Genomic DNA, 12,780 nt, shown 5'->3' with positions numbered 1-12,780 from the left:
CCGCTTACACTGCCGCGGCGCCGCCAACGATCTCGGAAATTTCCTGAGTAATCGCGGCCTGACGTGCTTTGTTGTAAATCAATTGCAATTCGTTGATCAGGTTGCCGGCGTTGTCGGTCGCGGACTTCATCGCGACCATACGCGCCGCCATTTCGCAGGCGATGTTTTCAACGACCCCCTGATACACCTGGGACTCGATATAACGCTTGAACAGCATGTCCAAAAGTTCCACCGGTTCCGGCTCGTAAATGTAATCCCAGCTGTGTTCGCGCTTGGCCATTTCCTCGTCGGCAACGGCTGGCAACAACTGCAGCACCTGCGCTTTTTGCGACATGGTGTTGACGAATTCGTTGCTGACCATGAACAGGCGATCAATCTTGCCGGCGTCGTACGAGTCGAGCATGGTTTTCACCGAACCGATTAAATCGTTCAGTGACGGCCGATCACCCAGATTCTGGGTTTGTGATACGACATTACCGCCGATACGACGGAACAATTGCGTAGCCTTGGCACCGATGACGCAAATCTCGACATCAACACCTTTCTGGTTCCACTCTTTCATCGCACCGAGCGCCGCTTTGAACAGGTTGATGTTCAAGCCGCCGCACAGACCACGATCAGTGGAGACGACGATAAAGCCCACGCGTTTGGCTTCACGCTCAATCACGTAAGGATGCTGGTACTCCAGGTTCGCCGAGGCCAGCTGACCAATCACGCTGCGCAGCTTTTGCGCATACGGACGGCTCTGGGCCATGCGATCCTGGGCGCGACGCATTTTCGACGCCGCCACCATCTGCATTGCCTTGGTGATCTTCTGCGTGTTCTTAACGCTCGCGATTTTGGTACGTATTTCTCTAGCGCCGGCCATGATCTCGTTCCGGTAACTGCGTTAACAGGGCAGGGTGTTCACCCTGCCCAGAGCCTTACCAAGCGGAAGTCCGCTTGAACGTTTCGATCGCATCGCGCAACTGCTTGGCGATGGCGTCGTTGTACTCGTACGTGCTGTTGATTTGGTCCATCAACGCTTTGTGTTCGTTGTTCATGAACGCCAACAGTTTCTTCTCGAAATCGCCAAGCTTGGCAACCGCTACGTCACGGTGCAGCTTGTGCTCAATGACGAACAACACGATGGCCAGCTCAGCAACCGACATCGGCGAGTACTGCACCTGCTTCATCATCTCGGTGGCGCGCATGCCGTCTTCGAGCTGAGTACGGGTGGCTTCGTCAAGGTCAGAAGCAAACTGCGAGAACGCGGCCAGTTCGCGGTACTGGGCCAGAGCCAGACGGACACCGCCGCCGAGCTTCTTGATGATCTTGGTCTGAGCGGCACCACCAACACGCGATACCGAAATACCAGCGTTCATCGCCGGACGGATACCGGAGTTGAACAGGTCGGTTTCCAAGAAGATCTGACCGTCGGTAATGGAAATAACGTTGGTCGGAACGAACGCGGACACGTCACCGGCCTGGGTTTCGATGATCGGCAGCGCCGTCAACGAACCGGTTTGGCCTTTGACTTTGCCGTCGGTCATTTTCTCAACGTACTCTTCGTTGACGCGAGCAGCACGCTCAAGCAAACGTGAGTGCAGATAGAAAACGTCGCCTGGGTAAGCTTCGCGACCTGGCGGACGACGCAGCAACAGGGAAATCTGACGGTAGGCCCACGCTTGCTTGGTCAAATCGTCATACACGATCAGCGCGTCTTCGCCTTTGTCGCGGAAGTATTCGCCCATCGAGCAACCGGAGAACGGTGCCAGAAATTGCATCGAAGCGGCTTCAGAAGCAGAAGCGGCAACGATGATCGTGTGCGCCAATGCGCCGTGCTCTTCGAGCTTGCGCACAATGTTGGCGATGGTCGAGGCTTTCTGACCAACGGCAACGTAAATACACTTAATGCCGGTGCCTTTCTGATTGATGATCGCGTCGATGGCCATCGCGGTTTTACCGGTCTGACGGTCACCGATGATCAACTCACGCTGACCACGGCCGATTGGAATCATCGAGTCAACGGCTTTGTAACCGGTTTGCACCGGCTGCGATACCGACTTACGCCAAATAACGCCCGGAGCAACCTTCTCGATTGGCTCCATGCGGGTGGCGTTGATGGCGCCTTTGCCATCAATCGGGTTACCCAACGCATCGACCACGCGGCCGAGCAGGGCTTCGCCGACTGGCACTTCCAGAATGCGGCCAGTGCACTTGGCGGTTTGACCTTCGGCAACACCGGAGTAGTCACCGAGAATAACGGCGCCGACCGAGTCACGCTCAAGGTTCAGAGCCAGAGCAAATTTGCTGCCTGGCAATTCGATCATTTCGCCGTACATGGCATCAGCAAGGCCATGAATACGGACAATACCGTCGGACACCGACACTACGGTGCCTTCGTTGCGTGCTTCCGATTGCACTTTGAATTGTGCAATACGGTTCTTGATCAGCTCGCTGATTTCAGAAGGGTTGAGTTGCGTGCTCATTGCTTCAAATCCTGATTAGGCCCGGAGGCGTTCGCCCAGACGGTTTAACTTGCCGCGGACAGAGCCGTCGATCACTACATCGTTGCCACGGACGATGACGCCACCGATCAAATCGGCATCGACTTCGTACTTAGCAAACACTTGCTTTTGCCATTTCTTGGCCAAGGACTCGACCAGCGTTTTCTTTTCGCTGTCGGCCATTGGCATTGCTGAAGTGATGGTCACTTCCACGGTTTTTTCGTGGGCAGCTTTTTCGATCAGGAACAGTGCGCAAACTTCCGGCACAGTGTTCAAGCGATCGTTTTCCGCCAGCATCTCGATATATGCCTTGCCACCTTCGGGGAGCCGGCCTTCGCATACGGCGAGGAGCGCCGCGAGGCGGGTCTCCTTGGGCACGCGCGGGTTGTCGAGCAAAGCGGACAGGCTTTCGTCATTCACCGCGACAGCGAGGAATTGCAGAAAGTCTGCCCAAGCCGACAACGCCTTGTTTTCGAGTGCGTACTCGAAAGCGGCTTTGGCATAGGGACGGGCAACTGTAGTGAGTTCGCTCATGGTGTCCGCTTAATGTTGACTTACAGTTCTTGCGCCAGCTTGTTGATCAGCTCGGACTGGGCCGAAGCGTCGACCGAGCGCTGCAGAATTTTCTCGGCACCGGCAACCGCCAAGGCGGCCACTTGTGCGCGCAGCGCTTCTTTGGCTTGTTCAACTTGCTGGGTCACTTCGGCCTTGGCGCCATGGATAATGCGTTCCGCTTCTTTGCGGGCATCACCGGCCGCGGCGTCGACGATTTCGGCATGGCGCTTGTTGGCTTTCTCAACAATGTCATTCGCCTGTTCCCGCGCTTCACGCAGGATTTCAGTCGCTTTCTTTTGCGCCAGTTCGATATCGTGTTGACCACGCTCAGCAGCAGCAAGACCGTCAGCAATTTTCTGACGACGTTCGTCGATGGCTTTCACCAATGGTGGCCACACGACTTTCATCGTGAAAATCGCGAACACAATAAACGTGACTGACTGTACGAGCAGTGTGCTATTGATATCCACGGTTAGTGCTTCCTAAGTGAAAACGGATGACGCGTTTGCGCCGACAAAATGCTTAGCCGCCGAACGGGTTGCCAACGAAGTACAACGCCAAACCAACACCGATAATGAACGGGGCGTCGATCAGACCGGCCAACAGGAACATTTTGGTTTGCAGCTGACCCATCAGTTCTGGTTGACGAGCAGAAGATTCCAGGAACTTGGAGCCCATCAGCGCGATACCGATACAAGCGCCGATAGCGCCCAGACCGATGATGATGCCGCAAGCGATAGCGATTAAACCTGCCATTTCATTTTCCTCGCAAAGGTTTAGGGTTTAAAAACAAAACTACAAAAAACGGTACTGCTGAAAACTTAGTGTGCGTCGTGCGCCTGACCCAGATACACCAGCGTCAGCATCATGAAGATGTACGCTTGCAGAATGACGATCAGGATATGGAAAATTGCCCAGGACATTTGCGCCAGGAAACCGCCGAGCGCACCGAGCGTGCCGCCCATGCTTTCCCATGGCAGCGCGATCGAGCCGAGCAATGCAATCAGAATGAACAGCAGTTCGCCGGCATACATGTTGCCGTACAGTCGCAGACCCAAGCTTAAGGTTTTCGCGACGTATTCGATCAGCTGCATGGCCAGGTTCAGCGGCCAAAGAACAATATTGTTACCGAACGGCGCGGCGACCAGCTCATGGCTGAAACCACCAACGCCTTTGATTTTTACGCCGTAGTACAGCGACAGGAACAGTACCGCGACTGACATGCCGAGCGTGGCATTGATGTCGGCGGTCGGCACGACGCGCATGTAGACATGGTGCGGGTCGACACCGAAAGCATGGTAGCCGATTTGGCCGGCCAGCATTGGAATCCAGTCAACCGGGATCAAGTCCATCGTGTTCATCAGGATGATCCACAGGAACACGGTCAGCGCCATCGGGGCGATAAAGGAACGGTCACCGTGGATAATCGACTTGGCCTGCTCATCGACCATCTCGAGCATCATCTCGACGGCACATTGCAGACGGCCCGGCACACCGGTCGTGGCTTTGCGCGAGGCTTTCCACAGAATAAACAGACCAATCAGGCCGGTGATCCAGGCCCACATGATCGTGTCGACATTGATCGTGCCGAGCGGGCCGGCTTGGATCTGCCAATGGGTAAGGTGATGCTGGATATATTCGCCAGTCGTTATCGCGTGTTCGGTGCCTTCAGCGCTCATGACTTACCTTTACGATCCAAAATCAACGGAACGATCCACAACCCTTGAAAGGTCAGCAGAAAGCCCACCAGTATGTGTATTTCCTGGCCCTTCATCGCGAAAAACGCTGCCCCAAGCAGCGCTACCGTGAACAGCCATTTCAAACCTTGGAACACCCACAGCGCCAAATAGAAGCGTGTGGCCTGTCCGGCGCCGAACGGTTGCAGCAGGCGCCTGGCGGCATACCACTGCGGCAACAACACCGCTGCTCCACCAGCCAAGGCTGCCAAGGCAGCATCCAGACCATAAATACCATTGCCGGCGGCAACGATAACGGCCAAAAGGGCACTCCAGGCATGAACCCTGGCGACAAAAGCGCGACCGCGCTCCGTAGGGTGCTGCCTCATGTAAAGGGTGCTCTTGTGATTCAGGTGGAAGGCGTTCTGAGTTTATGAGAATCGTTCTCATTTGACCCAGCGACGACGCGCGGCATTATAAGGTCAGCAGGGTGAATATTCAACGCGAGTTTGGGTATAAATCGTGCAATAAATCGAGGGAAAACCTGGCGGTTATTCAATCAGTTATCGTCACTACAACATCTAGTGGCTGACCTTGAGGCCGCCACTAATGGGCTTCTTGCTTGGCTTTTTTCGTGCCGCAACAAAGCCGCCATCTATTGATCATCAAAGCTTCATTTGAAATCTTCAGCGGCACCTTGCTGCCACGCAGCACTAGCGTTCATCGTACCCGCTTCAGCCGATGCTCATTACTGATACCGCTCAACACATGGCCAGTCGGACCGGCCGTTGCCGCCGATTCACAGTGACCGGTCTGGTCATCAAAGAAGAAATCCGGGGCGAAGGCTTTCAGGAATGGGCCTTTTTCCAGACCGCCCAGGAACATTGCCTCATCGACGACGATATTCCAGCTCATCAGTGTACGTATCGCGCGCTCATGGGCCGGGGCGGAGCGGGCCGTGACCAAGGCCGTGCGAATCCGGATGGGCAGATGGCTGCTGGCTTGCTGCAGTTCATGCAGCGCCTTCAGTAGCGGTTGGAAAGGGCCCGGCGGCAAAGGCGTTTGGCTGTGGCTGCGTTCGTGATCGACAAAGGCATCGAGTCCGGAGGACTGGAATACCCGTTCGGCCTCATCCGAGAACAGCACGGCGTCACCGTCAAGCGCAATGCGGATTTCGTCCGGATGCTGTTCGGCGGTTTTGATCGATTGGGGAAATACCCGTGCGGCCGGAAAGCCGGTGCACAGCGCGGCGCTGACATCGTCATCATTGGCCGATAAAAACAGATTGGCGTTCAATGAGTCGAGATATTTATAAGGTGGGGCGCCGCGAGTAAAAACCCCACGCTCGACTTTCAAGCCATGATGTTCAGCAGAACGGAACACACGCAGGCCAGACACCGGATCGTTGCGCGACACCATGACCACTTCGACGCGCTGCTGTTCTGGTTCATTGAAGCGCAGCAACTTTTGGATCAGCGGATAGGCAACGCCGGGTTTCGCTGGCTGCTCCAGGCGCTGCATCTGCAATTCCATGTAGGCGCGGTCATCGGTGGTTTCGAATAGCTGGTTTTCTTCTTCCAGATCGAACAGCGCCCGTGATGACACGGCGACCACCAATTTGCCATCGAGACTGACCGGCATAAAGCCTCCTTAACTATCGATTCCGTCAGTGTTACGCGTCTTTATGCGGCACCGACGGATCCATGGCCTGTTGTAACTCAGGGTTGAGCGCATTTTCCTCCCTCAACTGGCCTTCCCATTTTGAAACAACGGCTGTGGCAACGCTGTTGCCAATGACGTTGGTCGCCGAGCGCGCCATATCGAGGAAATGATCGATACCGAGTAACAACAGCAATCCGGCTTCCGGAATATTGAATTGCACCAGCGTTGCGGCGATAACGACCAGCGATGCGCGCGGCACACCGGCCATGCCTTTTGAGGTGACCATCAGCACCAGCAGCATGGTGATTTGCGTGCCGAGCGACAACTCAATGCCATAAGCTTGCGCGATAAACATCGTCGCAAAGGTGCAGTACATCATCGAACCATCGAGGTTGAATGAATAACCGAGCGGCAACACGAATGACGCGACACGGTTGCTGCAACCAAACTTCTCCAACTGAGCCAGCGTTTTCGGATAAGCTGCTTCGCTGGAGGCGGTGGCGAATGCCAGCATCGTTGGTTCGCGTACTGAACGGAATAAGCGCCAAGCGCGATTACGCAGCACGGCCCAGGCAGCAACGAACAGTAGTAACCAAAGCAGACCAATCGCGAAGAAAAACTCCAACATGAAAGTCCCGTAAGTGACCAGCACACTCAAACCACTTTTTGCCAGCGCCGCCGACACCGCCGCAAACACGGCGACCGGTGCGAACCACATGACCAGCATCGTGAATTTCAGCATCACATAAGAAAGCCCTTCGAGTGCATCGACCAGCACCGTGGCGCGTTCGCCAACACCGGCACAAGCAACACCAAAGAACACCGAGAACACCACGATCTGCAGGATTTCATTTTTCGCCATGCCATCGGCGATGCTGGTCGGAATCAAATGGGTGATGAATTCTTTTAAGCTGAGCGAATGAGTAGCCAAACCGCTAGTTGCAGCGGCGTCTGGTAATTCTATTCCGGTGTCGATGCCAGGCTGAAAGAGATTGACCAGAATCAGGCCCAACGTCAGTGAAACCAGTGAGGCACCAACAAACCAAACAAAGGCTTTAAATCCGATACGGCCTACCGTGTTGACATCACCCATCTTGGCGATACCAACCGTCAAGGTCGCGAACACCAACGGCGCGATAATCATTTTGATCAGACGCAGGAACATTGTCGTGATCAGCGAAAAATACTCGACCCAAACAGCGGTGTCGGAAGAAAACCTATTCAGCACATAACCGAAGACAATGCCGGCGACCAGTGCTATGAGAATCCATTTAGTCAGTTTATTGCCAGAGCTCATTCTTCCACCTACAGGTGCCGATACAAAAACGCCGCTTCGGAACGGAAGCGGCGCAGTAATGATTTATTGCAGGTCAATTTCAATCTTCTCCGGCCTTCGGGTCATTGAAGGTTTCCCGGTCGAACTCATTTTCCGAATTCGCGACGATACAGGCAACGGCGGCATCGCCGGTAATATTGACAGCCGTGCGACTCATGTCCAGCAAACGATCGATGCCGATGATCATGGCAATGCCTTCAATTGGCAAGCCGACCTGTTGCAGAACCAGGGTCAGCATAATCAAGCCGACGCCGGGCACCCCGGCGGTGCCAATGGAAGCCAGCGTCGCCGTGGCGATCACGGTCAGGATTTGCGTCATCGTCAGGTCGATGCCATAGACTTGCGCGATAAATACCGTTGCAACCCCCTGCATGATCGCCGTGCCGTCCATATTGATCGTCGCACCCAGCGGCACCGAGAACGAAGCAATCCGGTTCGATACACCGAGTTTTTCGCGTACCGTCGACAAGGTAATCGGCAAGGTTGCGTTACTCGATGCGGTCGAAAAGGCAAAAATCCAGGCGCCTTTCATTTTGCTTAAAAACGGTACCGGGTTGGCGCGCGCAAGAACCGTAACCAACGCCGGATAAATCACGAGCAGTTGAATCAGTAAGGCAAACAGTACAGTACCGAAGTATTTCGCCAGTGGGGCAATGGCATCGAGACCTAATTGATAAACAACGCGAGTCAGCAAACAGAACACGCCGTATGGCGCCAGCATCACCAGGATATGCACCAGTTTCAGAATAACGGTGTTCCAGTCTTCAAAAAATTCATTGAGCCGTTTGCCGGCGTTGCCACTCTGGGAAATGGCGATACCGAGCAATACCGAAAACAGAATGACCTGCAGCATATTGCCTTCGGCCATCGCTTCTATCGGATTTTTCGGCATGATGTTGATCAGCACATCCCACATTGATGGGCTCGCCTTTACATCGAAATCGCCCGCTTCCAGCGCAACGCCTTTACCGGGAGAGAACAGCAACGCAAAGACGATGGCCAACGTAATCGCCGCAGCGGTGGTCAACATATACAGCCCGAGCGCCTTGCCGCCGATGCGACCGAGCTGCGCGATATCGGTCAACGAACTGGTGCCGCAGACCAGTGAAACGAATACCAATGGAATGACCAGCAGTTGCAGACTGCGGATAAAGATTTGGCCAATGGCGTTGAAAGCGCCATCGATAACATTGATGGCAAACACACTGTCTGGTGCTACGACGCCCTTCAATACCGCACCGGCGACGATCGCCAGGCCCATCGCAATCAGAATGTGGACGCTGAGTTTATGGGCGCTTTGTGCCTGCACGGTGCTGGTCTCCTGTTGTTTTAGTTCCGCCTGGCTGGCGGTTGGGGATTTGATTGATGGGGGATGTTATCAGGTTTTTAAGGGGTCATTCCCGCGAAGGCGGAAATCCAGGAATCACCTATCAAAGCTTTCGATCTCTCGAACAGAGCTTTCGGCTCCCACCTTTGCCGGGTCTCGCCCCGGCGGGCAAAGTACTTTCTCTTGTTCGCGCAAGAGAAAGTACTCAAAGAGAAGCGCGCCCCAACTGCGCCAGAAAAGCTTATTAGCTTCGACTAAGCCGTTCCGGCATCGACATGATTCCAGCTCGGGCCGCGCTGACTCGGCATCCATGCCTCAACAGCGCTACAACCGCTGTCCCTGCGGTTGTACCCGGCTTACATCATGCCGCTGCCGGCTGGCGCAGACGGGGACCCCGTTTTTTCTTTTCGATAGTTGATGCTTCGACAAATCATTCTTCAACCTTGGTGCTTCTGATGAAGAAGCTCTCTCCTGTCTATTCTTTGTTGTTTTCGAGCTTTATAGCGCTGATTAATGTCAATGTCGCGTACTTTGACGAGACGCTTTCCGGTAGTAATGGCAGTGGAGAGGATTTCAGTATTGCCGCTTTCACAAGCTCGCCTCTTTCTTGAGGTCTTTCCAGAACTCTCACGCTCTCGACTCGACCATCGTGGGTAATTTCTGTCGCCATCACGACTTGCCCGTCTGGCACGTCAACGATGTGATTAGTGTTATTGAAGGTATCGAAAAATCTCGAGAGGCAGCTTTCTATGTACTCCAGATGCTCTCCCGGATTGCTACGAGAAAGAAATAGCGTACCAGAGGGCCTTGAATGATTTAGTTGATAGCTGTCGAGCTCTGCTTGCAGCCCTTGAATATGTTCAGCCTTGTCTCGGCTTTTCTGGCTACTCTGGGGATCCAGCGCCCAGCAAGCATAAGAAAACAGGATAAAAGAGAGGCCGACTACTCCGAGTATTCTCAAAATCGGTTCTCTCTTTACCTCGTTGACGCTTAAAACTCTTCGCTTTCCTTCAAGCCAAGTTTTTCCAATACGCCATCCAATTGTTCAAGCGAGCTGTAAGGAATCACCAAACGCCCGGCTTTTTTCGGACCGTGTTCGATTTTCACTGGCGCACCCAGATGTTCGGCCAATTGTTTTTGCAGGCGATCGATGTCGGCGTTTTTGACCGGTTTGTGTTCGGTTTTCGCTGCGGAAGGATTGAGCAGTCGGCGCACCAGTTTTTCGGTTTCGCGTACGGTCAGTTGTTTGCCGGCGACGTCGCGGGCGATTTCTGGTTGCTGGTTTTTGTCGAGCGAGAGCATCGCGCGGGCGTGGCCCATTTCGATATCGCCGCGCTCCAGCAAGGTCTTGACGTCATCATGCAAGTGCAACAAACGCAATAAGTTCGTAACGCTGACGCGTGATTTGCCGACGGCGCCGGCGGCTTGTTCTTGGGTTAATTGAAATTCGTGGATCAGGCGTTGCAGGCCGAGTGCTTCTTCGATGCAGTTCAGATCTTCGCGCTGCATGTTTTCGATCAGCGCCATCGCCGCGGCGCCCTGTTCGGACACCTCCTTGACCAGCGCTGGCACTTCCATCAGGCCGGCGCGTTGTGAGGCGCGCCAACGACGTTCACCGGCGATGATTTCGAATTTCTGGTCGCCGATTTTGCGCACGACGATTGGCTGGATCAGGCCCTGGGCCTTAATCGAGTCGGCCAGTTCGTTCAGCGCGTCTTCGGTCATTACCCGGCGTGGCTGGTAGCGGCCCGGTTGCAAAAACTCCACCGGTAATTTGCGCAATTCGCCGTCGGTTTCGGAAAGGGTTTTGCCGGTCGAGAGTGCCTGCGCGGTGTTCTGACCAATCAGCGCGGACAGGCCGGTGCCGAGTCCCCGTTTTTTCACTGCCATGATGTAAAAGCCTTCAATACGAAATCAAACTGTGTGCAAATGGACGTCGTTCTGTCTTCCCTGATCGCGCCTTTTATTGCGCGGTAATTTCCGAGAACGGCACTTTGTCCCGACGCAGCACTTCACCCGCCAGCGTCAGGTACGCTTTTGAACCGGAGGAAAGTTTGTCGTAAACGAGTGCCGGCAAGCCATGCGAAGGCGCTTCGGCCAGGCGCACGTTGCGCGGAATAATGGTGTTGTACAGGCGTTCGCCGAAATGGTCTTGTAATTGTTGGGCGACGTCACCAGCCAGATTGTTGCGCGGGTCGAACATCGTGCGCAGCACGCCTTCGATATGCAGGTCGGGGTTCAGCGCTTCGCGAATTTGATCGACGGTTTGCAGCAGCGCGCTGATGCCTTCGAGCGCGAAGTATTCGCATTGCATTGGAATCAATACTGAATGCGCGGCAACTAGCGCGTTGACGGTCAGCATGTTCAAACTGGGCGGGCAATCAATGTAGATGTAGTGGTAGTCATCAGCGATGCTGACCAGCGCTTTTTGCAAGCGGTGTTCGCGTTGTTCGGTTTCCAGCAGGTGCACTTCGGCCGCGGTCAGCTCCTGGTTGGCCGGCAGCAAATCGTAACCGCCGTTGGTGCCGGGAATAATGGCGTCGCGGGCGTCGATATCGCCCATCAGCACGTCGTAAACGGTGGCCTGCAAACCATGCTTATTGACGCCGCTGCCCATCGTCGCGTTGCCCTGCGGATCCAGATCGATCAGCAGCACGTTGCGTTTGGTCGCCGCCAGGCTGGCTGCGAGGTTGATGCTGGTGGTGGTTTTGCCGACGCCACCTTTCTGATTGGCAACCGCGATGATGCGACCCACTAAAGTTCTCCGAATACCTGTGCTTGCTCCGCGCTCGGCGCGGCGTGAAACCGGTTTCTGATTGAACCGGTACGGCGGTGATCGAACGGCCTACCGCCAAGGACCGGATAGGGTACCGTATCGCCGGCCGCGCTCCAATCCTGATGTTCCACGCAAACGCCGGTTTGATACCCATGGCGATCAAGAGCTTAGCGTGAGCCGCTACCAGATATCGTGGTAGGCGAAACCCGCTGCCACCATGGCTAGCGGTCAAAAATTGTCATGAATTTTCTGTGGCGCGCTGCACCCGAACCAGGCAGCGGTAGGCATCGAGCCCCGGCACCTGCAGTTCGATGGTTTCGCAGCGATAGGCGGCACCAAGCTGTTCGCGTTCTTCGTCGGCGCGTTGGCTTTTCATTGCCAGCCAAACTCCGCCCGGCGCCAGCAGGTGTTCACTGATTTGCACGAACGGCGCCAGCTCGCTGAACGCGCGCGAGACGATTTGTTGGTACTGGCCCTGATGGGCTTCGACCCGGGCTTGCACCGGCGTGATATTGCCAAGCCCAAGTTCATGGCTGATCTGACGGATAAAACGAATTTTCTTGCCGTTGCTGTCCAGCGCCGTGACGTTAAGCTCCGGCCGCATGATTGCCAGCGGCAGCGCCGGAAAGCCGGGACCGGTGCCGACATCCAGCAAGGCGCCGTCACCAACCTGCGGCAGTACACTCAGCGAATCGAGCACGTGCAGGATCAGCGCTTGTTTCGGCTCGCGAATCGCGGTCAGGTTGAATGCCGTGTTCCATTTCATCAGCGCCTCAAGCAGTGCCAACAACCGGTCGGCCTGGTTATCGGAAACCGGCAAAACCATTTGCTGGCAAGCATCAAGCAGGAAAGGGCGCAAGGACATTGGTAGAGTCAATTCATGAAGACACGGCCAGTGATCTTATAGCCATTACCGTGCTTCGGCTATTTTCACGACCCGCTTCACACGCCAAGCCTCG

Annotated in this window: 14 protein-coding genes; all 14 read right to left on the bottom strand. The window is 55.0% G+C overall.

Annotation, left to right across the window (positions count from 1 at the left end):
* Nucleotides 1-4 precede the first annotated feature (4 nt).
* The 14 genes from atpG to rsmG all read right to left on the bottom strand — a co-directional run bounded on the left by atpG (nucleotide 5) and on the right by rsmG (nucleotide 12,686).
* A complete protein-coding gene (atpG, locus tag E2H98_RS09625) occupies nucleotides 5-868 on the bottom strand; it encodes a F0F1 ATP synthase subunit gamma (RefSeq protein ID WP_133592026.1) in 864 nt (287 codons plus the stop codon).
* Between the two features lie 55 nt (nucleotides 869-923).
* A complete protein-coding gene (gene atpA, locus E2H98_RS09620; protein ID WP_133592028.1) occupies nucleotides 924-2,471 on the bottom strand; it encodes a F0F1 ATP synthase subunit alpha in 1,548 nt (515 codons plus the stop codon).
* 15 nt (nucleotides 2,472-2,486) lie between these two features.
* Nucleotides 2,487-3,023 carry a F0F1 ATP synthase subunit delta gene (locus E2H98_RS09615; RefSeq protein ID WP_133592030.1) on the bottom strand — a complete coding sequence of 179 codons (537 nt, stop codon included), beginning with the start codon at nucleotides 3,021-3,023 and terminating at the stop codon, nucleotides 2,487-2,489.
* Nucleotides 3,024-3,043: 20 nt separating this feature from the next.
* Nucleotides 3,044-3,514: a F0F1 ATP synthase subunit B gene (locus E2H98_RS09610; protein WP_133592032.1), complete on the bottom strand. Its 471-nt coding sequence runs from the start codon at nucleotides 3,512-3,514 to the stop codon at nucleotides 3,044-3,046.
* A gap of 52 nt (nucleotides 3,515-3,566) precedes the next feature.
* On the bottom strand, nucleotides 3,567-3,800 hold the full coding sequence (gene atpE / locus E2H98_RS09605; protein ID WP_133592033.1) for a F0F1 ATP synthase subunit C: 234 nt from the start codon (nucleotides 3,798-3,800) through the stop codon (nucleotides 3,567-3,569).
* A gap of 65 nt (nucleotides 3,801-3,865) precedes the next feature.
* A complete protein-coding gene (atpB, locus tag E2H98_RS09600) occupies nucleotides 3,866-4,723 on the bottom strand; it encodes a F0F1 ATP synthase subunit A (RefSeq protein ID WP_133592035.1) in 858 nt (285 codons plus the stop codon).
* Entirely contained in the window at nucleotides 4,720-5,109 is a 390-nt protein-coding gene (locus E2H98_RS09595) for an ATP synthase subunit I (RefSeq protein ID WP_133592037.1), read from the bottom strand. The genes atpB and E2H98_RS09595 overlap by 4 nt, the downstream gene beginning before the upstream one ends.
* A gap of 331 nt (nucleotides 5,110-5,440) precedes the next feature.
* Nucleotides 5,441-6,361, bottom strand: coding sequence for a 5'-nucleotidase (locus E2H98_RS09590; protein WP_133592039.1), 921 nt, complete (start codon nucleotides 6,359-6,361; stop codon nucleotides 5,441-5,443).
* A 31-nt stretch (nucleotides 6,362-6,392) separates the two neighbouring features.
* Nucleotides 6,393-7,679 carry a dicarboxylate/amino acid:cation symporter gene (locus E2H98_RS09585; protein ID WP_133592041.1) on the bottom strand — a complete coding sequence of 429 codons (1,287 nt, stop codon included), beginning with the start codon at nucleotides 7,677-7,679 and terminating at the stop codon, nucleotides 6,393-6,395.
* 79 nt (nucleotides 7,680-7,758) lie between these two features.
* A complete protein-coding gene (locus E2H98_RS09580) occupies nucleotides 7,759-9,027 on the bottom strand; it encodes a dicarboxylate/amino acid:cation symporter (RefSeq protein WP_198325092.1) in 1,269 nt (422 codons plus the stop codon).
* 493 nt (nucleotides 9,028-9,520) lie between these two features.
* Nucleotides 9,521-10,006 carry a hypothetical protein gene (locus E2H98_RS09575; RefSeq protein ID WP_133592043.1) on the bottom strand — a complete coding sequence of 162 codons (486 nt, stop codon included), beginning with the start codon at nucleotides 10,004-10,006 and terminating at the stop codon, nucleotides 9,521-9,523.
* Between the two features lie 29 nt (nucleotides 10,007-10,035).
* A complete protein-coding gene (locus E2H98_RS09570) occupies nucleotides 10,036-10,935 on the bottom strand; it encodes a ParB/RepB/Spo0J family partition protein (RefSeq protein ID WP_133592045.1) in 900 nt (299 codons plus the stop codon).
* Nucleotides 10,936-11,008: 73 nt separating this feature from the next.
* Entirely contained in the window at nucleotides 11,009-11,800 is a 792-nt protein-coding gene (locus E2H98_RS09565) for a ParA family protein (RefSeq protein ID WP_133592047.1), read from the bottom strand.
* Between the two features lie 259 nt (nucleotides 11,801-12,059).
* Nucleotides 12,060-12,686 (bottom strand): 16S rRNA (guanine(527)-N(7))-methyltransferase RsmG, encoded by a 627-nt coding sequence (gene rsmG, locus E2H98_RS09560; protein WP_133592049.1) that lies wholly within the window; start codon nucleotides 12,684-12,686, stop codon nucleotides 12,060-12,062.
* Nucleotides 12,687-12,780: the final 94 nt, after the last annotated feature.

The sequence above is a fragment of the Permianibacter aggregans genome, from assembly GCF_009756665.1.
GTDB classification, from domain to species: Bacteria; Pseudomonadota; Gammaproteobacteria; order Enterobacterales; family Permianibacteraceae; genus Permianibacter; species Permianibacter aggregans.
This window is presented reverse-complemented; position numbering and strand designations above follow the sequence as displayed.